Origin of the sequence: Riemerella anatipestifer, from assembly GCF_009663465.1 — a bacterium.
Classification (GTDB): domain Bacteria; phylum Bacteroidota; class Bacteroidia; order Flavobacteriales; family Weeksellaceae; genus Riemerella; species Riemerella anatipestifer_C.
This window is the reverse complement of sequence record NZ_QXHU01000005.1, coordinates 145,625-171,704: the sequence shown is the minus strand read 5'-3', so window position 1 is coordinate 171,704 and position 26,080 is coordinate 145,625. Positions and strand designations below refer to the sequence as shown.

Sequence of the window (26,080 nt, the reverse complement as noted above, 5' to 3'; positions counted from 1 at the left end):
ACGGTTTACTTCACTTTTTCAAAGCCTGCCGCCTTCATACTATCTAAGATGCGTTTACCGGGGCGATAGTTTACGCCTACCGATTTAATAAGACTTTGGGTAAAATCTTTCTCCGTAGCGGCTCCGCCGCTGCTTAGAGTAGGATACAGCGTCCCCAACTTCTCCAAACGCACGATTTTGCTGTCCGACAAAGCATTTTGTATCACATTCTCTAAAGCGATGATAACGCCTTTAATATCTGCCTCACTGAGGGCAGAAAACTTCTCGATTTGTTTTACGAGCTCGTCTATACCTACCTCGCCGTCTGTGGTAGCACTAGCATACCACTTTTTGTTACCGCCGCCGCTTACACCCGGCTGACCTCTTTCTACTACTTTAAATTTAATTGACATAATACATTTATTTTATGGGTTATACTTTAGTTTATTTATCTTATATATAGGGAAAGGATTTTACCCTTTTGTTTTTTTGAGCTAAGCCCACTTAGTTATCCTTAATGCAATGCACGCTATGGGCTAAGGAACGTTCGGTGCTGCTGCCTGTGAAGCTATCGTAGCTATTGAACCATAGGTACCGAGAGTAGGGGCTGTGCTGCACGCTGCTCCACAAGATGCCGAAGATGCCCTGATAGTTGATTGAGCCATCGCTCTTATAGCGGTAACCATTGGTAGGCAGACGAAGCACCCGCTCGTTCCACATCGCCGGCAAATAAGAGCTACTATCACTATTACCTACATTCTGTCCCGTAATGGCATTATGTAAAGCCACTTGTTCATCGTGAGTAGGCACGTAATAACCCGAAGGACAAGGGTTGGTCTTACCCGTACCTGAAGACTGCCATAAATCCTTTTGAGTAGATGCTGCATCCAAGGTATCATTAACCCAACCCCAATAAGTTGAACTAGTACCTACGATAAAATTATTATGATTAGGGGTCGTCCAAGAATCAGATAAAGTAGTGGCGATAGTCGCATACTTAGGCGTACCACCTGTGGAGGAAGACCAAGTCATCAACTCGTGCCCATCTGGGTTACGCTGCCATTGGAAGAGCGAACCATACGCACGCCAGTCCATCTTAATTTGGTCGGCAGTTGGATTAGATAGCAGCACTGCGGAGGAGGTGTCTGTATAATCTAAAGCTCCCGCTTGATAAGTTGGGTCAAACCACGGTGAACCTACTTTTGCATAATCTGCACCTAGATTATTATTGAGCCAAACCCTACCATCGGGTCCCGTGATTGGAAGATAGACAAAATTATGCTCTTTTACATTCTCTCCATAGCCTACACATTCTGAAGTAGTCTTATCAAAGCAGCGGTCAGGAATACCTGTAAGGGTTTTCACTTTGAGCGTAGTGGTACTGCTCCCATTTAGGCTAATGGTGTAGGCATTCGCATTGCCAATAGCATTGCGGTATATGCCATCTAAAGGGTCTAAGGCGGGGTAATAAACAGCCCCACTCACATTCTTTAGTTTAGCTTGTATAGTGCCTGTTGCCCCTGCAAAATTACCCGCTGGGTAAGACAACTTAAAATCTTGCATATAGCCACTCTCATTTTTTAGGGCTAAGGTTTGTTCGTAAGCGGTATAAGCCCCATCAGTGGGTAATGCACTGCTGTAAGGTATATTTACTGTAATTTCTTCTTCATTGGCTATGCCCGTTTCCATAATATTACTCCCTTGTACCAAGTAGTTTTTGCCATCGTGTTTAAAGGCTATCCACTTAATATCCTGTACTGCTTCTAGAGTAGCTGTAGCCGGGGCAGAAGGGTTACTAATTTCACTGCCTGCATTCGTGTTGGTACAAGTCCACTCGTGTACTCCATTGATAAGACCTTTGTACATTTCTATACAATTTTTGTCCTTATTGTAAATTAGAGTTCCCTTCTTAGTGTTAGATGAAAAGGCAAGGCGTTCCGCCGTAGTCAATTCAGGGAATAACACCCCTTGTGGCTTATCTGCTGGCATCGTAGGGCTTACTGCCACCTTAGAAATATCTAAAGTAGCTTGGGGCGTAGTAGTATTGATGCCCACTCTGCCTTTGTAATCTTCTTGGGCGTTCAGCACTAAGGGCAGAAATACCGCACATAATAAAATCTTTTTCATAATGTTAAAGTTTATAGATGTTAAGTTGTGAAATTGTGAAGTTGTAAAAAGGTTTAAAGTTCAAGGAGCTGAAGCTGTTCAAGGTTCTATGTTTAAGGTTTAAGGGATAGGTACGCTTATTCAACCTTGAATATTTGAACTTTAAACCTTGAACTCTTGAACTAATGAGAAAACGCCTCCCCCCTCTAAACACACACAAAACGAGAGGAAAGGCTAAGACAGAACGAACAGAACGCTCCTCCTGTACGCTAGAAGCTCTAAACCCAAACAACCAATTTAACTTATGAAAAAGATGGGCTTCTAGCAGGTATTTATGAAAACAAAACTTAGCGTATGCCAAACGCCAAATGCCTCCAACGGAAGCTAGAGGAAAATTATTTATGATTGATGATAAAAATCTAAAGAATTTTTTATATAATACGACGCATACGCAGGTAACTCTTCTGTGTGTGTGTGTGTGTGTGTGTGTGTGTGTGTGTGTTTACAAAATTATTTGAGATAGCCAAATAATTTTGCAACTTTTTTTCACTTTGTTGTATGTAGCTGGTATCGTGTCGCATAAACTGGGGACAAGTATATAAACATTTTTTTAGATATGCAAGAGTTAGCATTCTTATTTTTGTATGCTTTCGTAGGAAAACCATTTTTAAGGAGTAAATTGTGTTTCCGTCTGCCATTTTGTCATAATAATTAGTATATTTGCGGTTTAGATTATCCTGAGGGTAATATTTAATGGTTAATACAATAGACTATGCAAGAGAAATATATAGACGAAAGTCGTCAGGGAGAGGCTTACGCCATAGCAGAAAAGGAAGGCAACTCTAAGAAACTTTTTTTAGAAAGTTATGGTTGCCAAATGAATTTTTCTGATAGCGAAATCGTGGCTTCTATTTTAAATGATGAAGGCTACAATACCACTCTAAAGGTAGGAGAAGCAGATTTAATTTTGCTTAACACTTGCTCTATCAGAGAAAAAGCAGAGCAAACAGTAAGAATGCGCTTATCCCAATTCAAGAACTTGAAAAAAGAAAAACCAGGTCTTACGGTAGGGGTTTTGGGCTGTATGGCAGAAAGGCTTAAAACCAAATTTTTAGAAGAGGAGCAACTGGTGGATTTGGTAGTTGGTCCTGATGCGTATAGAGATTTGCCTAACCTTCTTAAAGAAACCGAAGATGGTAGAGATGCCATCAATGTAATTCTCTCTAAGGAAGAAACTTATGCAGACATCAATCCTGTGAGGCTGGGTGGTAATGGGGTTACGGCTTTTGTAACCATTACTAGAGGTTGTGATAATATGTGTACCTTCTGTGTAGTGCCGTTCACTAGAGGGCGAGAAAGGAGTAGAGACCCACATTCTATTATTAAAGAATGCCAAGAGTTATGGGAAAACGGCTATAAGGAAATTACTTTACTGGGGCAGAATGTAGATTCTTACCTTTGGTACGGTGGCGGTCCTAAAAAAGACTTTGACAAAGCCACAGAGATGCAAAAAGCTACGGCGGTAGATTTCTCTCAACTGTTGGAAATGGTGGCAAAGGCGGTACCAGAGATGCGTATCAGATTTTCTACTTCTAACCCTCAAGATATGAGTTTAGAGGTGTTTAGAAAAATGGCTCAATATCCTAATATTTGCAGGTATGTGCATTTGCCTGTTCAGACGGGAAGCAACAAAATGCTAGAACTAATGAACCGACAGCATACTAGAGAAGAGTATCTAGAGCTTATTAAAGAGGCAAGAAAAATAGTGCCTGATGTGGCTTTCTCTCAAGATATGATAGTAGGTTTCTGTAATGAAACGGAAGAAGACCACCAAGATACTTTATCTCTTATGAAAGAGGTAGAGTACGACTATGGCTATATGTTCGCATATTCGGAAAGACCAGGAACGCCTGCTCATAAGAAGATGGAAGATAATGTTCCAGCGGAAGTTAAAAAACGCCGTCTGCAAGAGGTGATAGATTTACAGGGAGAACTTTCTAGAAAGAGAATGAAAAGCTATGTAGGGCGTCATCACGAAATTTTGATAGAAGGAGAAAGTAAAAAGAATAAAAACCAATGGAAAGGCAGAAACTCCCAAAATGCAGTTTGTGTATTTGATAAGAAAGAAGGGCAGAAGGTGGGAGACCTAGTTTCTGTTTTTGTCTATGATAATACGCAAGGCACACTTTTGGGGAGAGTGGACTAAGTTTTTTTAACCTTTAATTTTTATAAAATATGTCAGAGTTACAAAATATAAAGAACAGATTTGGAATTATAGGCAACTATCCCGCACTCAATAGAGCCTTAGAAAAGGCTATACAGGTAGCCCCTACGGATATTTCAGTCTTGGTGATTGGAGAAAGTGGGGTTGGTAAAGAGTTTATCCCTAAAATCATTCACGCCGAATCACGCCGAAAGCATCAACCTTATATTGTGGTAAACTGTGGGGCTATCCCAGAGGGAACTATAGACTCTGAACTTTTTGGACACGAAAAAGGGGCTTTTACTGGGGCGACTTCCACACGAAAAGGCTATTTTGAAGTGGCAGACGGTGGAACTATCTTTTTAGATGAGGTAGGAGAGCTACCTCTACAGACACAGGTTCGTCTGTTGCGTGTGTTAGAAAGTGGAGAGTTTATGAAGGTGGGGTCTTCCCAAATACAGAAAACCAATGTGCGTATTGTAGCGGCAACCAATGTTAATATGTTGAGTGCAATCCAAGATGGGCGTTTTCGTGAGGATTTGTTTTACCGTCTAAATACGGTGCAGATAGATATGCTACCTCTTAGAGAACGCAAGGGGGATATCCACTTGCTTTTTAGAAAATTTGCGATAGATTTTGCGGAAAAATACCGTATGCCTGAACTTAGACTTACTGATGATGCAATAAGCTATTTGGAGCAATATCCTTTCCCTGGGAATGTAAGACAGTTGAGGAATTTGGTAGAGCAGATGACGGTGGTAGAGCAAAAAAGAGAAATAGATGCTGTAAGATTGGCAGAGTATATTCCTGCAGAAAATAAATTGCCAGCTTTGGTTCAGAAAAATACAACTGGTAGTTCGGGGTCTGATTTTAGTTCCGAGAGAGAGATTATGTATAAAATACTCTTTGATATGAGGAACGATATCAATGATTTGAAATCATTAACTTCGGAGCTGATAAAAAATAGAGGGAATTCTGATTTTAGCCATCACGAGAAAAACCTTATCAATAGAATTTATACACCAGATACAGCGGCAGTTAATACCGGGTCTTTGCTTTATTTTGAAAATCAAAATAGTAGTATAGAGCCTAGTGTGGTAGCCCCCGTGCAAGATGATGTGGAAATTGAAGATATAGAGGTAGAGGAAGCTAAGCCAGAATCTTTATCTTTGCAGAATAATGAGAAAGAGCTTATTGTAAAAGCACTAGAAAAGCATAACGGAAGACGAAATAAAGCAGCGGAAGCATTGGGTATTTCTCAACGAACGCTTTATCGTAAGATTAAACAGTATGATTTAGAAGACTAAAAAACAAAAATTATGAATACAAATTTATTAACAGGCAAATCAGTGGAGTTTAAGTTTGGAACTTATTTAGAGGAAGGCGTTTCTCTTTTCAAAGAACATATGGGTACTTTCATATTGGCTTCTTTTATTATTTTATTAACTTCGGTAATTCCGGTTGTTAATTTTATGGTATTGGGTAATTTTATGAAGATGTGTAGGGCTTTGAAGCAGGGTGAGAATGTATCGCTTGGGAGTCTTTTCAGTTTTGATAACTTTGTTCCCTATTTAAAGTTTTTCTTGGCGATTTTTGCTGTTGTTCTTTTGATAGAGTTCCCTTTGATATTTTCATCTATAGGTTTTTCTAGTGAAACTTCTGAGAGAAGCTTTTTTGGAGGACTAGTTTTTATTATTATGCTTATACTTGTAGTAGTACTGTTGTTTTACCTTGTCGTAAAATCGTACTATATGATATCACTTCTTTCTTTAGAAAATGTTACTAGTGTAAGAGAAGCCTGGAAGATTTCGAAAGAAATGACAAAAAATAATTTTATTCTGATATTAGGCTTTTCTTTTTTGGTGTCAATTATAAGTTCTCTAGGTTTTTTATTTTGTGGTATTGGTGTCTTTTTATCTTTACCATTGGCTTATGTAATGCATTATTTTTCTTATGAAGACGGTATTCAGCAGTTGAAGACTACTCCTGAAAATTAGAAGATTTGTTATATGAATAGAAAGAGCGTTTGCAACAGGTTGAAATTAATTAAGGGATTAGCATTGTTAATGTTGTCGTTATTCCTAACGAGTTGTTATAGCTTCACTGGGAATTCTTTGACACCGGAAATGAAAACAATACAAATAAAAACATTTCCTAACAATGCGGCTTTGGTTAATCCGGAGTTAAGTCAGCAATTTACCATAGCTTTACAAAACAGGTTTTTGCAGAGAACCACTCTTAAAGGAGCTACTCAAAATCCTGATTTGATGATAGAAGGAGAGATTGTAGATTATCGCCTTAACGAACCAACCACAATATCCACAGGAGTGTCCACACAAGGTGGTGTAATGCAAGCAGCTCAAAACAAACTAGTGATTAGTGTTAAGGTAAGGTATGAAAATAAAATAGACCCTCAGCTTAGTTTTGATAGAACTTATACCGATGAAGCGGTTTATAATAGTGATTTAGATATTACACAGATAGAAAATTCGCAGGTTCAAATCGTGAATGAGAGAATCATCAATAAGATATTTAACGACATAGTGGCCAACTGGTAAAATTATGAATGCTAGAATTTTAGAACTTATAAAACAGCCTCAGCTTATTCAGAAAGACGATGTGGCTTTGCTAGATAAAGAACTTAAAAATCAACCTTACCTCCAGTCGTTAAGGGCTTTGAAGTTGATGGGGACTCACAAGTTTTTCCCTGAGAATTACAATTCAGTTTTATCAGAAACAGCCGCTTTTACCACAGATAAAAAGATATTATATCAGTTGATTTTTGGTAAACCGAAGAAAATAGAAGAAGTTCAACCTTTGGTTTCTGAAGAAGTATCTGTTGAGGAGATAGAAGAGGTGGTAACTCCAAGCGAGACCAATGTTTTATCTGAAAATACAGAGGAAGTACCTGTGACTATGGGGATTGTTTTAGAGGAGGAAGAGCTAGAAGTGGTAGATTTTGATGAAGCTATGGAGCCGCAATTATCAATCACTGATGAGATTCAGAGTGATGAAAAAATAGAGATTGTAGAAGAAGATAGAGAGAAAGTTATTGAGGCGGATAGTAAAGAGGAAGAAATTGCTAGCTTGAGTTTTCAAGAAATGGAAGCATTTTTACCAAACATTAAATTTAAAACACCTGATACCGAATTAAAGGTTGAAAGCAACATAAAAAGCGAAGTGACTAAAGAAAACATAGTAGAAGAACAAAAGCCTGTTGTAACGGAGGAAGTTCCTACGGAAGTTTTAGTAGAATCTATGGAAGATAAATTAAATGACAGTCCTCAGCTAGAAGAAAATTTAGTTTCAGAATGGAAGCCTATGTCTATTGAAACGCATTTGCCCGATGCTTTGATAGGTAAACCAAAGCCATCTCTAGAACCTAAGGAGGAGGTGAAAGAAGAACCTATCTTAGTGGAAAACAATAATACAGAAATTCTGGTAAAGGAGGAAGCTTTAGAAGATTTAGGGGAAGAATCGGAAGAAAGACAAGCCTTAAATGTTTCTTTTTTCAGTGATACTCCTGCTCCGATAGATACTGTTATTGCTACTGAAACTCAACCAGAGGTTGAGGAAAGTAATATCCCAAGTTTCATCAATACTTGGCAAAATTGGCTCAAAATAGATAGAACTGTCGTTTCTGAAGTTGATAAAAAAACTCAAATTATAGATAAGTTTATAGAGACTAATCCGAGCATTGCCAAGGTGGATAAAAATACACCTGTTAAAGAAGAAAAAGAGTTTGTAGTTAAAGAAAAAGGTGATGATATTTCTCATCTAATGACGGAGACTTTAGCACAGCTTTATTTAGAACAACATCTTTATACTAAGGCTATTGAGGCCTATGGTATTTTACAAAATAAATATCCAGAGAAGGCTGATATTTACGCAGAAAAAATAGAAGAAATTAAACAAATGAGAATAGGCGGAAGAGCTTAGTTTTTTGAGTATTATTTTTTACAAAGTTTTATGAAATATTCTTCTACCGACTGATACTTTTTGGGCATTTCTGCAGATACCCAAAACACCATAGCGTGGGGTGTGGCTCCAAATTTTTGATGAAATAACTCCTTATTTAGGCGATAGCATTCTCTCAGGAGTCTTTTCACTCTGTTTCTATCGGTAGCTTTCTTGAAATAGCGTTTGGATACAGAAACCCCGATTTTACTTGCTTCCGCATTAGTGAAAATAAGTCTAATGTTGCCACAAGTCTGCCATTTTCCTTTCTCAAAAAGAGAAGTAATATCTTTTTTAGACTTTAATCTTTCAGATTTGGGGTAGGTATAACTCATGCGTCTTTTTTAGTAAGGTGATTGATAACTTCAGCTGCTGCGTGGAGACCAAATAATGCAGGCATAAAACTAATGGTGCCGTAAAAAGATTTTTTGAAATTAGACCCGTCTGTCATTTTAAGGCTGTCCTCTTTTTGTAATTCGGTAGAGAATACACACTTAATACCTTTATTGATTTTCTCTTTGCGAAGTCTTTTTCGTATTTGTTTGGCTAAAAAACAGTTGTTGGTTTTACTGATATCCCTTACCATTACTTTGGAAGGGTCAGTTTTACCACCAGCACCCATAGCACTTACAATTTTTATTTTATTTCTTTTGGCGGTCAAAATAAGGGAGAGTTTTGGAGAAACGCTATCAATGCAATCCAAGATATAGTCAAACTTTTCTTTGGTAAGAATAGCCTCCATTCGTTCAGGCGTAAGAAACTCATTGATGGCTGTAAGGTCTAAGTTAGGATTGATGTCTTTTAATCTTGCATAAACCAATTCTACCTTAGGCTGATTCACGGTAGAGTGTAACGCTGGAAGTTGTCTATTGATGTTGGTAATATCTACTGTATCGCCATCTATTATCGTCATTTTTCCTACACCAGCTCTTGCTAAAAATTCTGCAGCAAAAGAGCCTACGCCGCCCAATCCTACTACCAAAATATTGGCGTTTTGTAGTTTATTTAGTCCGTCTTGTTTTATTAAAAGTTCTGTCCTTTCCAGCCAGTTATTTGTCATAAATTTAATTTTAAAATATTTAGAATGTTGTCTTCAATCCTGTTTTTAAGTTCTTGCACAGAAATCTGTTTAAGCTTCGCTGCTTTTATATAAACTTGTTCTATTTCATCAGGAGAAGCATCAGTTTCTAAAAATATCCTTTCCAAAGGAGTTTCTGTAAAAACATTCTGCAAAGATAAATTTTTAAAAAGAGCTATGCCAAAAGAAAGATAAAAACCTTTCTCTAAAAGCATATTTGCAATATTTTTATTCTTATTGAATCCGTGGAAAATAACAGGAATATCAAGGTTTTTACAAAGTCTAGCAATTTCATTATGGCGTTTTACACAATGGATAATTAGAGGCTTCCTTAGAGTTTTTGCTAGTTCTATATGAAGTTTAAAAACTTCGGTTTGTAATTGTTCATCAACGGGAGCTAGAGCATCTAATCCACATTCTCCTATGGCAACACACTTTTCATTTTGAGCAATTATTTTTATGTTTGATAATGTTTTCTTATAATCAGATGTAATATCCATAGGATGAATTCCTATAGAAAAATAATTTTGATACGAATAATTCTCTTTAGGAAGATTATAAATACCAAATTTGGTTAGGTTATGATGATGAAAATTGAAAAACATACCAACGAAGATACTAAAATGAAAATATATCTAATATATTTTTTCTAATTTTGTAGTAAATGAGCTGCGTATGAATCAAAACTTTACTCAAAAACAAATTAATATTCTTAATGCTGCAGAGGAGCTAATAGCAAAGAAAGGGTTTGATAGAACATCTGTTAGAGAAATTGCTAAGAAAGCAGGAGTAAATGTGGCTATGATTTCCTATTACTTTGGATCAAAAGAAAAAATGATGGTCTCTCTTTATCAGTATAGGGTAGAGAAGACACGAGAGATGTTTAGTCTTTTCACCCAAACTATAGCTAAGACAAGCCCCGAAGTTCAGATTTCAGAAATGGTATCTTTTATTGTAAAGCAGATGCTGAAGTTCAATTATTTTCACGGATTTGCAACTCAAGAGATTGGGTTTAATTCTAATCTTGCTGTTTTTTTACAAGATTTCTATGAACTTTGTACTCATAGGCTAGAGGAAGCAGTACAGAGAGGTATTGCTACAGGAATATTCAAAAAAATAGCCAAGCCAGAAGAAATGTTAGCCAGCCTTATTGGTACAGTATTATTTGCAATTAGAAATCAGTTTTTTTATAAGAGCTATTTGCCTAAAGGAGAGGCTTATTTACCTGCGTTGGAGAAAAAAATGGAACATCATCTTAAGACAATGCTTTACGCACTACTGGGCTACGAAGAATAACATATAATGATAAATAAAATCCCTACCTTTTTTAAGGTGGGGATTTTTGCTGTATAATATTATTTTTGAAATTGGGATTAGAAAGATACCTCGTTAGTATCGTTGCTCCTAGAGAAATTCATGTTCTTTTGATTACCCTTATAGGATATATTAACAAGGTTAAGCTGCTTAGGGTAGGCTTCCAATAGTATAGCATTCTTTATTTTAATTGTACTGATGGAAGCTACATTATTTATCTCATAGTAAATCCAAACGCTCTCGCCGCTTACTTGGCTACCTGTAAAGGTTATGGCTTGAGGTTTACCATTGATAGAAATAGCAACCTTAGAGTTGATGTATTTTTTTAATTCAGCTTCAAAAGCAGCTGTTCTTGCATCTACTTTAATCACATCAGTAATGTGAGAGGTGTTTAGTTTTGTAGTAAACTTTAAAGTGTTATTGCCATCTATGTAGTCTACTTTAGTCATAGTAGAGTAAAATTCACTAGGGAAGAAACTCATTACAAAACTCACTAGAGCGAAAATACCTAATATGCTTAAAAACTTTTTCATTATAATTATTTTTATGTGTAAGATTTCAATAACTATGCCAATGCTAAAAATTGACACTAATGGCATATTTTTCATAAAAAGCTTTAATGTGTGCTACGGCTTCTTCGGCTGTATCTACCACACGGAAGAGGTTGAGGTCTTCTGGAGAGATGAGTTTGTTTTCAAGTAAAGTATTTTTAAACCAATCTAATAATCCGCTCCAAAACTTAGAACCTACTAAAACGATAGGAAATCTACCGATTTTATGGGTCTGTATTAAGGTAAGAGCTTCGGATAGTTCGTCTAGCGTTCCAAAGCCCCCAGGCATTACGATGAACCCTTGTGAATATTTTACAAACATTACCTTTCTTACAAAGAAATAATCAAACGTTATATTGTAATCTTTGCTGATATAAGGATTGAAATGTTGCTCAAAAGGAAGTTCAATGTTTAATCCAATAGATTTTCCATTTGCTTCAAAGGCACCTTTGTTTCCTGCTTCCATAATCCCAGGTCCTCCACCCGTGATAACTCCAAATCCTAGTTCTGTGATTTTCTTTGCAATATCCACAGTCATTTGGTAATAAGGGTCGTTTTCTTTTAGTCTAGCAGAACCAAATATAGAAACACAAGGTCCTAATTTTACCATACTTTCGTAGCCGTTTACAAGTTCGGCCATTACTTTAAATACCATCCAACTATCTTTGGTAATACTTTCGTCCCAAGTTTTAGGGCGAAAGCTATCACTTATACGGTTGTCGGTAGAGTCGTTATTACTATTATTGTCTATCATAAAAAATATTTTTCTGCTTCTGTTATGGCTTCAGGCTTGCCTACATCTATTAGTAGAGCATTATGCTCATAACCTATAATTACTTTTTTGTTCATTAGGTCCAAGTACTCATCAATAATAGAGAATTTACCTTTTCGTTTAATTTTTGAGAAAATCTCCGAAGAAATACAATGTATTCCACTAAATGCCAACTCTTTGAGTGTATTATTGGTTTCAGAAAGTTTTAGTTCTCCAGTATTTTTGTTAGCCCAACCACACAAAATTTTATTTTGGTCAAAAAGGAGTTTTCTAGAACTTTTTCTATCTGATACGGCAAGAGTTACCATTCGGTTTGACGATAAATGAAAATCTACAAACTTTGTAATATCAAGATTGGTTAGAATATCTGCATTCATCACCAAAAAGTGAGACTCTTTCTCTAAGAAGGGTCTTGCAAACATCATACCACCGCCAGTTTCTAAGAGTTCATTGGTCTCATCAGAAATTTCTATGTTGGCGTCAAAATAATTATTTTCTTTGAGAAAGTCTAAAATTTGATTTCCGAAATGGTGTATATTAATCACAAAATCATTGATGCCAAATGATTGCAAATATTTGATATTTCGCTCCAAAAGTGGAATACCATTCACTTTAGCGAGTGCTTTTGGATGCTGGTCTGTAAAGGGTTTTAATCTTGTGCCTTTGCCTGCTGCAAAAATCAGTGCCTTCATATAAAATTATATTAGTTGGTTTTCTATAAAGTCTAGAATGTCTTTGGCTACTTCTTTTTTTGATTTTAAATCAAAAGAATTGATTGATTTAGAAGTAATGATACTGACTTTGTTGGTGTCTTTTTTGAATCCCGCCCCATTATCTTTAAGAGAATTGAGAACAATCATATCTAAGTTTTTTTTCTTTAGTTTGCTCTTGGCATTTTCCTCTTCGTTTTGTGTTTCTAAAGCAAAACCTACCAAAATTTGATGTTTTTTTTGTTCTCCCATTGCTTTGAGAATGTCAGGATTTTTAACCAACTCTATGGTGAACTGCTCTTCTTGTTTTTTTATTTTTTCAGAAGCGACAACCTTGGGAGTATAGTCGGCAACAGCGGCACTTGCAATAGCAATATCTACATCGTTATAGTATTTAAAAACTTCTTGGTACATTTCCTTTGCGGAAGTTACCGAATGCAGCTCTATATTGGGGTGATGTGTGATTTCGTTGGAAGGTCCAGAGATAAGAATAACCTTTGCACCTCTTTGTACGGCAGTCTCGGCTAAAGCGTAACCCATTTTTCCAGAGGAATGATTGCCTATAAATCTTACGGGGTCTATAGCTTCGTAGGTTGGTCCAGCCGTGATGAGTACTTTTTTTTGATTGAATTTTGAAGCAGAGTTTTGATTCTCAAAATACTGATGGATATGATTGAAAATAGTGCAAGGTTCGGCTAATCGTCCAATACCAACCAAACCACTTGCAAGTTCGCCTTCTTCTGCAGGAATGATATGGTTGCCAAATGTAGTTGCTAAATCTAAATTTCTTTTAGTAGAAGGGTGTTGATACATATCCAAATCCATTGCAGGAGCAATAAATACAGGGCATTTAGCCGACAGATAAGTGGCGATTACAAGATTATCACAAATCCCGTGAACCATTTTGGCTAAAGTATTTGCGGTGCACGGTGCAATAATCATAGCATCAGCCCAAAGCCCTAGCTCTACGTGGTTGTTCCATTTTTCGTCTTCCGAAATAAGTTCAGACAAGACTTCGTTTTTGGACAAGGTGGCTAAGGTTAATTTAGAAACAAACTTTTCTGCAGAGGGAGTTAAGATAACTTTTACATCAGCTCCAATTTTAATAAAATCTCTGACTAATAAATTAATTTTATAGGCAGCTATTCCGCCTGTGATAGCTATTAAGATTTTTTTGTTCTTCAAAATCATATCATATTTTCGCTTAGAACAACGAATATAGTTTTTTTATTTCAATGTAGAAAATGCAAATAAAAAAAACGCTTCCCTGTTGTAGGAAGCGTTAGCGTATGTAACCCATTTTTAAGATTTTTCTTCTCTCTTTCGGAAATAAACTTCGCCATCTAACCATTCTCTCACAGCAATAGAGGTAGGCTTAGGTAGTTTTTCGTAAAGTTTAGAGATTTCTATCTGTTCTCTGTTTTCAAAAACTTCTTCTAAAGTAGCATTGTGTACAGCAAATTCGTCTAACTTATTGTGAAGTTCAGTACGAATTTCCGCATTTATTTGCTCGGCTCTTTTACCCATAATTACTATAGCTTCGTAGATAGAGCCTACTTTTTCTTCTATTTTATCACGGTTATAAGTAATAGTGTTTACTTCTGCTTTAGAATCTTTTACACTCATTTTCAGCGGGTATTTATTGTTTTAAGTCTGCAAAGATAAAGAATAATATTATAACAAAAAAAATGTTTTTTGAGGAAGCCTTATTTAGTTGCTTTTTCCTTTTCTTCTCTTTCCTTTTCTTTAGCTTTCAGTTCCTCTCTTTTCTGTTCTACTAACTTTTCTAACTTGGCAAAGTTTTCTAGTTCAGCATCTAGCTTTTTTCTTAGGGTTACGGCTGTTTTAGCAATATCGGTATCAGGATAATTTTTTTCCATAAGATAAGTGTAAGCTATTGCATGTTCTAACCTCTCTCGTTTCAATTCAAATTTAGAATCCATCGCTAGTTTGGCTTTTGCGTCCATAAGCATTGTTTCTATTTTTGGACGGAGTTTTGTAGATGGAAAATCATCTAATACATTCTCAAAGCTAATGATAGCTGATTTTAATTCTAGCATTTTATAATACTGACGAGCGTTCTCATAAGCTTTAAACTCTAGTTTGTAAGAAAGCTCATCAATCAGCTTATCAATATTTTTAGTTCTTTCAGAATTTGGATAATTGTTTAAGAAATTTTGTAGTTCGTTTATGGCTAGTTCTGTATCCTTTTGGTCTAGGTTGTAGTCCATAGAGCCTTGATAGTAACATATTGCAGACATATAGGCTGCTTCCTCTTTTCTAGGGTCGTTGGCTAGAGCATTGTTTACTGAAAATTTTTTAAACTGATGTCCAGCAATTCTGTATTGTTTATCGTAATAATTAGCATAGGCAGATTTAAATAAAATATCAGAAGCTTCGTCTGTGCCTGAAACTAAATTCTGAACCCTTTCATATAAACTTAGAGCTTCTTTCCATTTCTTTTTGGCATACAATTCATTAGCTGTTTTCAGTATCAAATCTTTATCTGCACTTTTCATTGCTAAGTCGTATTGCCTGTTACAAGATACAGAAAATAGAGCTAACGAGAGTATGAGAATGTATTTTTTCATTGTTTAATTGTATAGTCTGCAAAAATAAAACTTTTTTACTAAATCTTTCTATTTTATGAAATTTTAACATAGAACAACATCTATTGTTATTTATGGAGGCTTTCAATGAAAAAAATAGACCAACATTATGTATCTTTGTACGGATTTAAAATTAAATTGAATGATGAAGAAAACTTACCTTGTTACGGGAGGGAGTGGTTTTATTGGTTCTCATCTTGTGGAAGCTTTGTTGAAAAACGGACATTTTGTCATCAATGTTGATAATTTTGATGATTTCTACAACTATAAAACAAAAATAAATAATACTCTAGAATCTTTAGGAATAACAACAAATTTTGACTTTGAAAATAAAAATTTGGATATTAAAAAGTTAGCTTCTTTGGTTAATAAAGGTAATTATAAGTTTTATTATCAGGATATTAGAGATAAAGAAGGACTAGAAAAAATCTTTAAAAATCATCGTCCCGACGTGGTGATTCACTTGGCGGCTTTGGCAGGTGTCCGTCCTTCCATAGAAAGACCTTTGGAATATCAAGAAGTAAATATTAAAGGTACGATGAATATTTGGGAAGTGGCTAAAGATTCAGGTGTTTGTAAATTTGTAATAGCTTCTTCTTCTAGTGTTTACGGTAATAATGAAAAAATTCCATTTTCGGAAGAGGATAATGTGGATAGACCAATTTCGCCTTATGCAGCCACTAAAAAATGTGTGGAGGTTTTAGGGCATACTTACCATCATTTGTATGGTATGGATATGGTTCAGTTGAGGTTTTTTACAGTCTATGGTCCTAGGCAACGACCTGATTTAGCAATACATAAATTCGCTAAAATAATTAAAGATAATAAGCAAGTGCCATTTTACGGCGATGGCAATACGGCTAGAGATTATACCTTTGTTGATGATATTATTGATGGTATAATGAAATCTATAAAGTATGTAGAAGAGAATGCAGGAGTGTATGAAATTTTCAATTTAGGTGAAAGTGAGGTAATTCCTCTACATAAGATGCTGTCAACCATAGAGGAAGAGCTAGGCGTTAAGGCTACTCTTAATAAATTACCAATGCAGGCAGGAGATGTGCAAAAAACCAATGCAGATATTAGAAAGGCACAACAGAAAATAGGCTATGCACCAACTACAAACTTCCAAAATGGCATAAAAAAGTTTGTGGAATGGTTTTTGAGAAAGTAGTCGCAAGTATTTATAAATTAACCTTTAATTATAACTTTAAAGATAAAGAATAATTCACTTTATTTTTTATTTTTGCAAAAAATATAGAATATTATGTACTGGACATTAGAATTGGCATCTTATTTAAGTGATGCCCCTTGGCCAATGACAAAAGCGGAGCTTATAGACTACGCTATTAGAACAGGTGCTCCAATGGAAGTAGTAGAAAACCTTCAGGCGATAGAAGACGAAGGCGAAATCTACGAGAGCATAGAGGAAGTATGGAGCGATTATCCTACGGACGAAGACTTCCTTTGGAACGAAGACGAATATTAAAATTAAACACAATTGTGAAACTTGCAGCATTACGGCTGTAAGTTTCCTTTTTAAGTTACTATCAAAAAAGCACCAGCATTATAGCTGAAAAATGAACAATTAGATTATGAGTTTTTTAAACACAATCCTTAAAAGTTTCCTCGGAAATAAAAATGAAAAAGACCTTAAAGAGGTAAAGAAAGTAGTTGCTAAAATAAAAGCTGTTGAACCAGAAGTAGGAAAACTTTCGGACGATGGTTTGAGACAAAAAACAGAAGAGTTTCAGAATAAAATTAAAGAAGCAACTTCTAAAATAACCTCTCAAGTAGAAGAGCTTAAGGAGAAAATTAAAACCTCTAAAGATGTTGATGAAAAAGAAGCTTTATTCAACAAAATAGAAGAGCTTAAAAAAGAAGCCTATCAGATAGAAGAGAAGGTACTTACAGATATTCTTCCTGAAGCCTTTGCGGTTTTAAAAGAGACGGCACGAAGATGGGCTCAAAATGGAGAAATTAGAGTAAAAGCTAACGACAGAGATAGAGCTTTAGCGGCAACTAAAGACTTCGTTGTGATAGAAGGTGATGAGGCGGTTTGGTTAAATCATTGGGATGCTGCAGGGACTAAGGTGCAGTGGGATATGGTTCATTACGATGTTCAGTTTATAGGAGGTGTGGTGCTACATAGTGGTAAGATAGCAGAGATGGCAACTGGGGAGGGTAAAACTTTAGTAGGTACGCTACCTATTTACCTTAATGCCTTACCAGGAAGAGGTGTGCACGTGGTAACAGTAAATGACTATCTTGCGAGAAGGGATTCCGCTTGGATGGGACCATTGTACGAATTTCACGGGCTTAGTATAGATTGTATTGATAACCACCAGCCTAACTCTGATGCTAGAAGAAAGGCTTATCAATGTAACATTACTTACGGAACTAATAACGAATTTGGTTTTGATTACCTGAGAGATAATATGGTAAATTCGCCTAACGAAATGGTACAGGGCGAGCTTAACTATGCTATCGTAGATGAGGTGGACTCAGTATTGATAGATGATGCTAGAACGCCTTTAATTATATCAGGTCCAGTGCCTCAGGGAGATAGACAAGAATTTGATGTTCTTAAACCTTCAGTAGATAGAATTGTAGATGTTCAGAAGAAGACGGTTTCTACGATATTCCACGAAGCAAAAAAACTAATTGCTCAAGGAAATACTAAAGAAGGTGGTTTTAAACTTTTACAAGCGTACAGAGGTTTACCTAAAAATAGACAACTGATAAAATTCCTTTCAGAAACGGGTAATAAAGCTCTTTTACAGAAAGTAGAAGCACAATATATGCAAGATAACAATCGTGAAATGCCAAAGGTAGATAAAGACCTTTATTTCGTGATTGATGAAAAAAACAATCAGATAGACCTTACAGACAAAGGCGTTGAGTATATGTCTCAAGGAAACTCTGACCCTAATTTCTTCGTTCTACAAGATATAGGAACTGAATTGGCGGAATTAGAAGCACAAAACTTACCTAAGGAGGAAGAGTTTGCCAAGAAAGAGGAGTTATTTAGAGATTTTGCCGTAAAATCAGAGAGGATACACACGCTTAATCAACTTCTAAAGGCATACACCCTTTTTGAAAAAGACGACCAATATGTGGTGATGGACGGCGAGGTGAAGATTGTAGATGAGCAAACAGGGCGTATTATGGAAGGGCGTCGTTATTCGGACGGGTTGCACCAAGCCATAGAAGCCAAAGAAAATGTAAAGATAGAAGCGGCCACTCAGACTTTTGCTACAATTACCCTTCAGAACTATTTCCGTATGTACAATAAGTTAGCGGGTATGACGGGTACTGCCGAAACAGAGGCAGGCGAATTCTGGGAAATCTATAAGTTAGACGTGGTGGTTATCCCGACCAACCGTCCGATACAAAGAAATGATAAACACGATTTAGTATATAAAACCAATCGTGAAAAATATAATGCTGTAATAGAAGAAGTGGAGAAATTAACTTCAGCAGGAAGACCTGTTTTAGTGGGTACGACTTCGGTAGAAATTTCACAACTACTTTCTAAAGCATTACAATTAAGAAAGATTCCGCACCAAGTTCTTAATGCTAAACTTCACAAAAAGGAAGCAGAGATTGTAGCCGAAGCAGGAAGAGCGGGTGTTGTAACCATAGCAACCAATATGGCTGGTCGTGGTACCGATATTAAGCTAAGCAAAGAAGTGAAAGATGCTGGAGGTTTGGCTATTATTGGTACAGAAAGACACGATTCTCGCCGTGTGGATAGACAGTTGAGAGGTCGTGCAGGAAGACAGGGAGACCCAGGTAGTTCTCAGTTCTATGTGTCGTTAGAGGATAATTTGATGCGTCTTTTCGGTTCAGAAAGAATTGCGAAAATGATGGATAGACTAGGACATAAAGAAGGCGAAGTAATACAGCACTCTATGATTACGAGGTCTATCGAAAGAGCACAGAAGAAAGTAGAGGAAAACAACTTTGGTATTCGTAAAAGGTTGTTAGAGTACGATGATGTAATGAATAAGCAGAGAGATGTGATTTATAAGAGAAGAAAGAATGCACTCTTTGGAGACCACTTAAAGTATGATATTGCTAATATGATATTTGATGTGTCTCATTCTATTGTTAATCAAACCAAGATGCACGGAGATTACAAAGATTTTGAGTTTGAAGTTATTAAATACTTTACTATGGAGGCTCCTGTATCCGAGGCTGATTTCAAAAATAAAACAGTTAAGGAACTTACCGATATTGTCTTCAAAAAGGCTCAAGAAGATTATGAGATGAAACTTAATCTGCTTAAAGAAAAGTCGTTCCCTATTATCGAAAATGTGTACCAAAATCAAGGTAATATGTTTAAGATGATACAAGTACCTTTTAGTGATGGTACTAAGACAATGACTATTCTCGCAGATCTTAAAGAAGCATACGAAACGCAGTGTGATAGTCTTATCAACGATTTTGAGAAAAACATCTGCTTATCTATTATTGATGAGAATTGGAAACTTCACCTAAGAGAAATGGACGATTTACGCCGTTCTTCCCAAGGAGCAGTTTATGAGCAGAAAGATCCATTAGTGATTTATAAACAAGAGTCTTTCCATTTGTTTAGTGAGATGGTAGATAAAATCAATAAGGAAATTATTTCTTTCCTTTATAAGGGAGAAATACCAGCATAGAGCACTTGGTATTACCATTAAAATGGGACTACATATTATATGTAGTCCCATTTTGTTTTGTTCATGTTTTACTAAAGAAGAGAAGATTTATAGCCAGTATTTACTGCCATCGTGGGGAGCATTGAACGACTCCTCCCAGTCTTTTTCAGCCTCTTCGTAGCTAATATTAAATTCCTTCGCAATGTCTTTAATGAGATCCTCTATTTCATAATCACCTCTAGGATGTGCAGCGTATACTCTTACGGGTATATTCAAATTGAGGTCTTGTACTCCTAAAATTCTTTTGCTAGGATTATGGAATGGATAGGGATTACCTTCGTCGTCTAGTTTATTTCCATTGATAATATGGACTAAGATAACATTTAGGTCAAAATTGGTGTATTTTTCCTTGATATGAAAATAGCCCTTTAATCCTATAGGATCTTTAGCATCTCTTAATTCTCCCCCATTGCGTATCATTTTATCCCAAGGAGAAGTATCTCTATAAGTATAGCTAAGTAGGTCTAAAGTCTGTAAATTAAGAGGATTTCCTTCTAGGGATTTCACATTCTTAACCATAAAAAAATGTTGATGCATTGGTGCCATTTTTTCAGAAACAAATTCTTGGTTAACAATTTCCCCCTTTTTATTATAATAAGTTATTTCAAGCCCATATTCTCTTCCTTGTATGAAGCGAATGGGGTCTTGGGTACTAGGCACTACATCTCCTTTTTCGTTGATTTCATAGGAAATTTCTTGCACGGTTGTAAAATATTTAGTTTTAGGATTTATAGGATCTGCGTGAAAATTTGCTCCATGGAGATGCCCTTTGGTGAACTTAAAAGTTACTTTAGCCCATTCTTCGTGCCCTTTATCAGTAGTTTCGTCGGTTGGTGCAAGTGGAGAGTCGTCCCTATTACAGGATTGTACACTTATCACACTAACGATAAAAATCAATACCATAACTAAATGGTTGAATGAAAATTTCTTTTTCATAAAAAATAAAAATTAAATGGTTAAAAATTAATAATGGTTTTTAATTGGAAATCTATTCCTTTAGCATGAACAAAATATCTAAAATGGTCAGTATAATTTTTATATTGTTGGTTGGTAAGATTGCTAATGCCTAGTGCTACAAAACAGGTGTTCTGTTTGGTGTAGTAGAATTCGGTTGCAATATTAAATCCAAATGTATGATAAGCACTAGGAGGTGGCATTAGATCTTGTTTGGGATTGTATCTTTTCTGTTGTGCGGTGTATTGATGTTCAGCAGTAATGTATAGATAATTGAGCAGGTTGGAGGGGATTTGCCATTTCCATTGTTGGTAAAGGGTAAGAGGAGGAATCATCGGCAAATAGTCTTTAGTCTTGGCATCATTAGCATAGACTACAGATACGTTTGTTTTATAACGCAAATGAGATGATATTTTCCAGTCTAGGGAAATGTCCCCACCTCTAAAAAAAGCATTACTCTGAACCATCTGGAAGATAATAGAGGGTCCAGAAAAAAGATATTTATAGTTACCACTAGGGATACTGTAAATATATCCATTTATTGGTTGTAAAAAAGTAGATACATCAATTTTGAGATTTTTGTGGAGGTAGCCTATTTTTTGAGATATTTTAAATCCTTTTTCAGATTCTAAATCTTCTTTGCCAATATAAAAAATAGGGATACCGTGTTGCTTGCCATTTACATACATTTCATAAGGTTCTGGACTTCTCCACGCTAAACCAAAATCTAAAGAATAGTTCCATCTTTCAGCCAGCTTTTTTTCTACCAATAGATTGTATGAAAGGTTAGAAAAAGTTCTTTTACTACCGTATAAGTTTCCTAAAAAATTATAGCCTAGTGCATTTGTTTTGCGGTAGTCATATCTTAGTCCCAATTCTGCTCTCCAAGAGTTTTTAAAATATTCTGAAGTAAAGAAAGCTGCATAATTATGAAGAAGATAATTAGGAATAGTTGGAGGGACGCCCGTTCCTGGAATATTGGTGTTTTCTTGATAATGATATTGTAGTCCAATGCTTCCTTTTAGATTTTTGAAATAAGTTGTATTCCATATACTTTCAATTAAGTGTGAGTCTAAATTAAGATGTTGAGTAGGAATACTTGTTCTGTCTAGTCGCCTAACATCAAATTCCTTTCGGTAGTTGTTTTGATAGCTGTAATCAATAGTTACAAAATTTTCTGTATCAAAATTTAATTTTGAATCAAACTTTAGTGTAAGGTGAGTTGTATTTTGTTTAGGGGCATTGATGTTGTAAGAAAAAGCACTGGTTTTTTCGGGGGCACTATCGTTAATTTTTTGACTAAACTCTTCTATATTTCCTGTTAATGAACCATAAAAGACACCCATTTCGGTATAAAATCGGTTGAAACTTAATTCTCCAGAAAAGATGCCCTTTTTGTAACCTATCATTCCCAAAGTATTAAGTTGTCGGTAGCCTGTATTGTTCACATAATAATTAGCTGTTTTATAGTCGCCAGAATAGTGGTAGCTCTGTTGTATTTGCCATGCCCAAGTATTTTTTATAGAACTCCTAACAATGGTATTGATAATAGACTTCCCGTCATTAGAGTTTCCAGAAATACTTACGGAGCCATTCAAGCCATTATGAAAAGATAAAGGTTTAGGGGATAATAGAATAACACCACCTAAAGCTCCACTACCATAGCGAACGCTCCTTGCCCCTTTTATAATTTTTACATCTTGGTAAGCCGTAATATCTACCTCTGGTGCATGATGATCTGACCAGTCCTGATTTAATAATTTTACGCCATTATGTAGTATCAAGACACGATTACTAGATAGCCCTTCTATAATTGGTTTAGAAACATTAGCACCAGTTTGTACGATGCTGACGCCAGGAGTATTTTTTAACATTTCGGCTAGATGACTTCCTGTATATTCTTTTATTTTCTGTATTGGGGCGTTTAGAGCTGCTTGTTTTCTATTTTCGTTGATACTAACTGTATCTATTGTTTTTTCTTTTGGGGTTTGGGCAATGCCTACCACCCACGAAAAGAAGCATAAAAGGAGTATTCCTCTCATTTTTTCTAAATTCATTTGTAGTGATTTACCATGATACAAACCACCACAAAATAATGGTAGTTTATATTCAAAGTTTTACAAAATTTGATTAAAACCGATAGATGCTACCTTTGTAGAAAGGGTAGCATATTGTAATAACTAAGATAGTTTTAGATGAGGAGGTCCTCTATTAGAATGAGTGAAAGTATATTTTACTATCTGCCACTTTCTATAATCTGCTATTTTTTTCTCCCTTTTATGTTTCAGGAGTGAGGGAATATTTACCAGCTTAGGCAAAACAAAGTAAGAGGCAGAGAAAAAAGATTTGTAATGTTTCTGTGCACTAAAATGAGAGTGATGATTGCAGATCCCTTTTAAGCACTCGTTGTCTTCTTGATTTCTTTCTTGATGATTACTGATGTTATGAGTATAGGTATACAAAGACCACTCTCCACCGAAAATTAGAATTTTTGTGGAGAGTGTAAAAATTAGTATTAAGTAGATAAACGGATACTTCTTTAACATTCCTGCCCGCAAAGATACAATTTTTATACATTTGGGAGGGTATAGGTACGGTTTACTTTTTTATCAGCGGTATATTAGTGTTGTTACCGACATCTGCCACAAAGAAGTGGGTATCATCTTGGGTAATATCTTCTCAATCAATATTGGTGGCGTCTTACCTAATATGATAGTTTTGGTGATATTCCCAGTGGTGGGTTCTACTTTGTACAAGTGGCTAGGACCACCGCTGTCAGTGTGTCCGTAGATTTTACCGCTTTGGGCATAGGCAGATAGACCTAGTCCTAAAAATACGATGAGGTACATTTTGTTGTTTGTTATTTAGGTTGTGAAAATATAATGATTAAGATAAAAAACACTCGTTCTCTATAAGAACGAGTGTTTGGTTGTGGTAAAGTAGCGAGGCTACTGGTTTAGTAAAGTTTCTAATTTTTGCAAACGAGTTTCTAGTTCCTCATTTTTAGCTTTTAGTGCCTTTACCTCTTTGTCTTTTTCTAATAAGTGTAAATAGAGTTCTTCTATCTTTTCTACATTGGTCAGTTGGGTAGCCATAAGGTCTATATAGCCTTGCTTTTTAATCTCTGCGGCAGATTGGTACCCTGGCAAATGCCCATTAGTCTTTACAAAGTTTTCTACTTGGCTAAGGGTTTTAAAGCTATAATCTGCCTTTAGGCTAGAAGTACCTGTATAATACTTTTGGAACACATAGTCTGGGAAGATAGTAGCACCACTAGCTCCCATAAAAGCGGTGGCTTTTACTTTTCCATCTACCTCTAGCTTTTCTGTAGGAGCATCTACGCCAATACCTACATTATCTCCAAAACGGACTTGCCCTAGACCTGTATAGATGGCGTAATTAGAAGTGCTACCTTTCTGAATATCATCAATACGAAGCCCATAATTATTTATGGGAGTTTCTGCATTAGCTCCTACAGTATTTCTAATTATTATGCCTATTTGGTTATTAAACTTTATATTTCCATTATTTTGGGTTTCAAATTGTCCTCCAATAATTTGTTCTCCAGCACGACTAGCAGCTGCCGTATTCTCTGAAACAGATGTCAATCCATATACGGAAGTTAATGAATTTACATTTCCTGCTCCTCGTGCATTTATACTAAAATTCCCCGCCCGAGCATTAGTTATATTCCCCGTAGTATTAGGTTTTATATAAATATATCCTTCTGTAGCAATTAATGATGAAGCATTACCTGACGAATCAAAACTAACATTATCATATGAGGCACGAGCACTTCCTACTGATTGAGACCTAGCTATACTCGTTATATTATAATTACTAATTGAAGAAGTAACGGTGCCCGAAGATAGCATATCAACTGCAGTAACCCCTCCGAAAATCTGGCTTATATTACCTGTAACCCCTTGTTTAACAAAAGTATAATTTCTAGAGTTAGAAATAACCTCTCCTGATGTTAATTGGTCATTTTCATCAATTTCTAAAACATTAACTAAATGATTTTTAGCCTTAAATTGAGTCCCTGAGGGAAGGGGGTAATCTATAGTTGGTAAACTATTCAAATTGTTGTAATTTGACACTCTACCCATTATCGTTTTATTAAATGGAACGCTATAATGATTAGTAACTATTGTAGGTGTATTTGTAGTTTGGGTAAAAACAATAGAAGCCCCTTCGTCTAAACTTCCATTAAAAAAAGAACCTTTTTTATCATAATATACCTTATTATTAAAAGGAGCCGTACCACTTCTTTTTAATTCTATTCTTTTGTTAGTAGGATTATATACCCACTCTTGGTCCAGGCTTCCTGCAGCACTCTTAACCCACTCCGTACCGTTGTAGTAATAATAACCCTTTTCTGTAATTTTAGCGACCTTAGGGTCAGAACCTGTGTAGTCATTTATAGTACCTTTAACCTTAGTCGCATCATCTATTACATACACTAGAGTCCCTTCTACGGGAGCTTCGATACTTGCCACCCGAATTTTACTTAATTTCGGAGCTAAAATCCCTTCGTTGGTCTTAGCATCATCTTCGCTATTGGTTGCATTGGGCTGAACATCTAAAGTAGCTCTAGGTGAGGAGATATTAATCCCTACTTTTCCACTTTGTCCATAAACCGCTAATCCTAAGCCTAAAAAAGCTAACACACTTAATTTGGTTGTTGTTGTTTTCATAAAATTTAATTTTAAAGTTGTTAGTGATTTTGTTTAATTTTTTTCTTTGTTGTTCTTTGGGTTAAAATTCCCTGGCGTGGCGTTTAGAATTTCCTAACTAGGGAATTAAGATTTCCTAGCTAGGAAAATTTTTTTCACGGCAGGAAATTCTGAACTTCTCCTTAGGCGTTTTTTTATACACACCTACTTCTTAAAAACCGCAGGCGTGTCGTTTAAATTTTCACGCCTGTGGTTGCCCAACCGCACGCCTGCGGATTTTTTTTTCACGCGTGCCGTTTTATCGCCCTCTGCTAGAGCTTTTCGTAGCTTAGGGTGGCGAGCATCTTTTTCAGGTCAGAACCTGGGGTAAAGACCACCTTGGCGTTTTTAATGGCTGCAGGGGTTACTTCCTCTTCTTTAGATTTTCCCTCGCTACTGATGCTCACCCTCATACTGCCGAGCTCG

At 36.0% G+C, this 26,080-nt stretch carries 25 protein-coding genes and 1 pseudogene; 9 read left to right on the top strand and 17 right to left on the bottom strand.

The features are described 5' to 3' along the window. Positions 1-5: 5 nt before the first annotated feature. Together D1003_RS08350 and D1003_RS08345 are read right to left on the bottom strand one after the other, a co-directional pair. Complete coding sequence (locus tag D1003_RS08350) at positions 6-392, bottom strand: HU family DNA-binding protein (RefSeq protein ID WP_153936203.1); 387 nt, start codon at positions 390-392, stop codon at positions 6-8. A gap of 91 nt (positions 393-483) precedes the next feature. Further along, complete coding sequence (locus D1003_RS08345) at positions 484-2,106, bottom strand: hypothetical protein (protein ID WP_185148340.1); 1,623 nt, start codon at positions 2,104-2,106, stop codon at positions 484-486. Positions 2,107-2,857: 751 nt separating this feature from the next. Between D1003_RS08345 and miaB the strand changes: the two genes are divergently transcribed. From miaB to D1003_RS08320, 5 genes are all read left to right on the top strand, one after another. Then, positions 2,858-4,291 (top strand): tRNA (N6-isopentenyl adenosine(37)-C2)-methylthiotransferase MiaB, encoded by a 1,434-nt coding sequence (gene miaB / locus D1003_RS08340; protein WP_153936436.1) that lies wholly within the window; start codon positions 2,858-2,860, stop codon positions 4,289-4,291. Positions 4,292-4,320: 29 nt separating this feature from the next. Further along, the gene (locus tag D1003_RS08335) at positions 4,321-5,595 is read left to right on the top strand and encodes a sigma-54-dependent Fis family transcriptional regulator (RefSeq protein WP_079207384.1); all 1,275 of its coding nucleotides are present in this window, start codon (positions 4,321-4,323) and stop codon (positions 5,593-5,595) included. Between the two features lie 12 nt (positions 5,596-5,607). After that, entirely contained in the window at positions 5,608-6,285 is a 678-nt protein-coding gene (locus D1003_RS08330; RefSeq protein ID WP_052911533.1) for a hypothetical protein, read from the top strand. A 69-nt stretch (positions 6,286-6,354) separates the two neighbouring features. After that, positions 6,355-6,846 (top strand): LPS assembly lipoprotein LptE, encoded by a 492-nt coding sequence (gene lptE, locus D1003_RS08325; protein WP_050996802.1) that lies wholly within the window; start codon positions 6,355-6,357, stop codon positions 6,844-6,846. Between the two features lie 4 nt (positions 6,847-6,850). After that, the gene (locus D1003_RS08320; RefSeq protein ID WP_153936435.1) at positions 6,851-8,227 is read left to right on the top strand and encodes a hypothetical protein; all 1,377 of its coding nucleotides are present in this window, start codon (positions 6,851-6,853) and stop codon (positions 8,225-8,227) included. 11 nt (positions 8,228-8,238) lie between these two features. Here the strand turns inward: D1003_RS08320 and rnpA are convergent, their stop codons facing one another. From rnpA to D1003_RS08305, 3 genes are read right to left on the bottom strand one after another with little or no spacing between them, the layout of a single operon-like run. After that, the gene (gene rnpA / locus D1003_RS08315) at positions 8,239-8,580 is read right to left on the bottom strand and encodes a ribonuclease P protein component (RefSeq protein ID WP_153936434.1); all 342 of its coding nucleotides are present in this window, start codon (positions 8,578-8,580) and stop codon (positions 8,239-8,241) included. Next, complete coding sequence (locus tag D1003_RS08310) at positions 8,577-9,305, bottom strand: ThiF family adenylyltransferase (RefSeq protein ID WP_153936433.1); 729 nt, start codon at positions 9,303-9,305, stop codon at positions 8,577-8,579. The genes rnpA and D1003_RS08310 overlap by 4 nt, the downstream gene beginning before the upstream one ends. Continuing rightward, complete coding sequence (locus D1003_RS08305) at positions 9,302-9,928, bottom strand: TatD family hydrolase (protein WP_153936432.1); 627 nt, start codon at positions 9,926-9,928, stop codon at positions 9,302-9,304. Before D1003_RS08305 ends, D1003_RS08310 begins: the two co-directional genes overlap by 4 nt. Positions 9,929-9,998: 70 nt before the next feature. On the opposite strand from D1003_RS08305, the gene D1003_RS08300 reads away from it, so the two are divergent. Continuing rightward, the gene (locus D1003_RS08300) at positions 9,999-10,619 is read left to right on the top strand and encodes a TetR/AcrR family transcriptional regulator (protein WP_153936431.1); all 621 of its coding nucleotides are present in this window, start codon (positions 9,999-10,001) and stop codon (positions 10,617-10,619) included. A 77-nt stretch (positions 10,620-10,696) separates the two neighbouring features. Here the strand turns inward: D1003_RS08300 and D1003_RS08295 are convergent, their stop codons facing one another. The 6 genes from D1003_RS08295 to D1003_RS08270 all read right to left on the bottom strand — a co-directional run bounded on the left by D1003_RS08295 (position 10,697) and on the right by D1003_RS08270 (position 15,261). Beyond that, positions 10,697-11,170 carry a DUF6702 family protein gene (locus tag D1003_RS08295; protein ID WP_014937588.1) on the bottom strand — a complete coding sequence of 158 codons (474 nt, stop codon included), beginning with the start codon at positions 11,168-11,170 and terminating at the stop codon, positions 10,697-10,699. 43 nt (positions 11,171-11,213) lie between these two features. Beyond that, a complete protein-coding gene (locus D1003_RS08290) occupies positions 11,214-11,942 on the bottom strand; it encodes a TIGR00730 family Rossman fold protein (RefSeq protein WP_014937587.1) in 729 nt (242 codons plus the stop codon). Continuing rightward, positions 11,939-12,652: a nucleotidyltransferase family protein gene (locus D1003_RS08285; protein WP_153936430.1), complete on the bottom strand. Its 714-nt coding sequence runs from the start codon at positions 12,650-12,652 to the stop codon at positions 11,939-11,941. Before D1003_RS08285 ends, D1003_RS08290 begins: the two co-directional genes overlap by 4 nt. A gap of 6 nt (positions 12,653-12,658) precedes the next feature. Beyond that, positions 12,659-13,861 (bottom strand): bifunctional phosphopantothenoylcysteine decarboxylase/phosphopantothenate--cysteine ligase CoaBC, encoded by a 1,203-nt coding sequence (coaBC, locus tag D1003_RS08280; protein ID WP_153936429.1) that lies wholly within the window; start codon positions 13,859-13,861, stop codon positions 12,659-12,661. Positions 13,862-13,972: 111 nt separating this feature from the next. Further along, a complete protein-coding gene (locus D1003_RS08275; RefSeq protein ID WP_004916340.1) occupies positions 13,973-14,296 on the bottom strand; it encodes a DNA-directed RNA polymerase subunit omega in 324 nt (107 codons plus the stop codon). 80 nt (positions 14,297-14,376) lie between these two features. Beyond that, positions 14,377-15,261: an outer membrane protein assembly factor BamD gene (locus D1003_RS08270; protein ID WP_052911543.1), complete on the bottom strand. Its 885-nt coding sequence runs from the start codon at positions 15,259-15,261 to the stop codon at positions 14,377-14,379. A gap of 160 nt (positions 15,262-15,421) precedes the next feature. On the opposite strand from D1003_RS08270, the gene D1003_RS08265 reads away from it, so the two are divergent. From D1003_RS08265 to secA, 3 genes are all read left to right on the top strand, one after another. Next, entirely contained in the window at positions 15,422-16,453 is a 1,032-nt protein-coding gene (locus D1003_RS08265; protein ID WP_153936428.1) for a GDP-mannose 4,6-dehydratase, read from the top strand. 93 nt (positions 16,454-16,546) lie between these two features. Then, entirely contained in the window at positions 16,547-16,768 is a 222-nt protein-coding gene (locus D1003_RS08260; protein WP_002662059.1) for a DUF2795 domain-containing protein, read from the top strand. Positions 16,769-16,874: 106 nt separating this feature from the next. Further along, on the top strand, positions 16,875-19,946 hold the full coding sequence (gene secA, locus D1003_RS08255) for a preprotein translocase subunit SecA (RefSeq protein WP_153936427.1): 3,072 nt from the start codon (positions 16,875-16,877) through the stop codon (positions 19,944-19,946). Between the two features lie 87 nt (positions 19,947-20,033). Here secA and D1003_RS08250 read toward each other — a convergent pair whose 3' ends face one another. From D1003_RS08250 to D1003_RS11040, 6 genes and pseudogenes are all read right to left on the bottom strand, one after another. Further along, positions 20,034-20,921 (bottom strand): hypothetical protein, encoded by an 888-nt coding sequence (locus D1003_RS08250; RefSeq protein WP_153936426.1) that lies wholly within the window; start codon positions 20,919-20,921, stop codon positions 20,034-20,036. Between the two features lie 20 nt (positions 20,922-20,941). Next, the gene (locus D1003_RS08245; RefSeq protein WP_153936425.1) at positions 20,942-22,996 is read right to left on the bottom strand and encodes a TonB-dependent receptor; all 2,055 of its coding nucleotides are present in this window, start codon (positions 22,994-22,996) and stop codon (positions 20,942-20,944) included. Between the two features lie 123 nt (positions 22,997-23,119). Further along, complete coding sequence (locus D1003_RS08240) at positions 23,120-23,497, bottom strand: hypothetical protein (protein WP_260393375.1); 378 nt, start codon at positions 23,495-23,497, stop codon at positions 23,120-23,122. A 51-nt stretch (positions 23,498-23,548) separates the two neighbouring features. Further along, entirely contained in the window at positions 23,549-23,788 is a 240-nt protein-coding gene (locus D1003_RS08235) for a hypothetical protein (protein WP_153936424.1), read from the bottom strand. A 99-nt stretch (positions 23,789-23,887) separates the two neighbouring features. Further along, positions 23,888-25,636 (bottom strand): hypothetical protein, encoded by a 1,749-nt coding sequence (locus tag D1003_RS08230; protein WP_153936423.1) that lies wholly within the window; start codon positions 25,634-25,636, stop codon positions 23,888-23,890. 290 nt (positions 25,637-25,926) lie between these two features. After that, positions 25,927-26,080 (bottom strand): annotated as a pseudogene (locus D1003_RS11040) (DNA-binding protein); the annotation flags it as partial.

Excerpts from the sequence above, each read along its gene's own strand:
- D1003_RS08350 (WP_153936203.1), bottom strand. The coding sequence starts at position 392 with ATGTCAATTAAATTTAAAGTAGTAGAAAGAGGTCAGCCGGGTGTAAGC.
- D1003_RS08345 (WP_185148340.1), bottom strand. The coding sequence starts at position 2,106 with ATGAAAAAGATTTTATTATGTGCGGTATTTCTGCCCTTAGTGCTGAAC.
- miaB (WP_153936436.1), top strand. The coding sequence starts at position 2,858 with ATGCAAGAGAAATATATAGACGAAAGTCGTCAGGGAGAGGCTTACGCC.
- D1003_RS08335 (WP_079207384.1), top strand. The coding sequence starts at position 4,321 with ATGTCAGAGTTACAAAATATAAAGAACAGATTTGGAATTATAGGCAAC.
- D1003_RS08330 (WP_052911533.1), top strand. The coding sequence starts at position 5,608 with ATGAATACAAATTTATTAACAGGCAAATCAGTGGAGTTTAAGTTTGGA.
- lptE (WP_050996802.1), top strand. The coding sequence starts at position 6,355 with ATGTTGTCGTTATTCCTAACGAGTTGTTATAGCTTCACTGGGAATTCT.
- D1003_RS08320 (WP_153936435.1), top strand. The coding sequence starts at position 6,851 with ATGAATGCTAGAATTTTAGAACTTATAAAACAGCCTCAGCTTATTCAG.
- rnpA (WP_153936434.1), bottom strand. The coding sequence starts at position 8,580 with ATGAGTTATACCTACCCCAAATCTGAAAGATTAAAGTCTAAAAAAGAT.
- D1003_RS08310 (WP_153936433.1), bottom strand. The coding sequence starts at position 9,305 with ATGACAAATAACTGGCTGGAAAGGACAGAACTTTTAATAAAACAAGAC.
- D1003_RS08305 (WP_153936432.1), bottom strand. The coding sequence starts at position 9,928 with ATGTTTTTCAATTTTCATCATCATAACCTAACCAAATTTGGTATTTAT.
- D1003_RS08300 (WP_153936431.1), top strand. The coding sequence starts at position 9,999 with ATGAATCAAAACTTTACTCAAAAACAAATTAATATTCTTAATGCTGCA.
- D1003_RS08295 (WP_014937588.1), bottom strand. The coding sequence starts at position 11,170 with ATGAAAAAGTTTTTAAGCATATTAGGTATTTTCGCTCTAGTGAGTTTT.
- D1003_RS08290 (WP_014937587.1), bottom strand. The coding sequence starts at position 11,942 with ATGATAGACAATAATAGTAATAACGACTCTACCGACAACCGTATAAGT.
- D1003_RS08285 (WP_153936430.1), bottom strand. The coding sequence starts at position 12,652 with ATGAAGGCACTGATTTTTGCAGCAGGCAAAGGCACAAGATTAAAACCC.
- coaBC (WP_153936429.1), bottom strand. The coding sequence starts at position 13,861 with ATGATTTTGAAGAACAAAAAAATCTTAATAGCTATCACAGGCGGAATA.
- D1003_RS08275 (WP_004916340.1), bottom strand. The coding sequence starts at position 14,296 with ATGAGTGTAAAAGATTCTAAAGCAGAAGTAAACACTATTACTTATAAC.
- D1003_RS08270 (WP_052911543.1), bottom strand. The coding sequence starts at position 15,261 with ATGAAAAAATACATTCTCATACTCTCGTTAGCTCTATTTTCTGTATCT.
- D1003_RS08265 (WP_153936428.1), top strand. The coding sequence starts at position 15,422 with ATGATGAAGAAAACTTACCTTGTTACGGGAGGGAGTGGTTTTATTGGT.
- D1003_RS08260 (WP_002662059.1), top strand. The coding sequence starts at position 16,547 with ATGTACTGGACATTAGAATTGGCATCTTATTTAAGTGATGCCCCTTGG.
- secA (WP_153936427.1), top strand. The coding sequence starts at position 16,875 with ATGAGTTTTTTAAACACAATCCTTAAAAGTTTCCTCGGAAATAAAAAT.
- D1003_RS08250 (WP_153936426.1), bottom strand. The coding sequence starts at position 20,921 with ATGAAAAAGAAATTTTCATTCAACCATTTAGTTATGGTATTGATTTTT.
- D1003_RS08245 (WP_153936425.1), bottom strand. The coding sequence starts at position 22,996 with ATGAATTTAGAAAAAATGAGAGGAATACTCCTTTTATGCTTCTTTTCG.
- D1003_RS08235 (WP_153936424.1), bottom strand. The coding sequence starts at position 23,788 with ATGTACCTCATCGTATTTTTAGGACTAGGTCTATCTGCCTATGCCCAA.
- D1003_RS08230 (WP_153936423.1), bottom strand. The coding sequence starts at position 25,636 with ATGAAAACAACAACAACCAAATTAAGTGTGTTAGCTTTTTTAGGCTTA.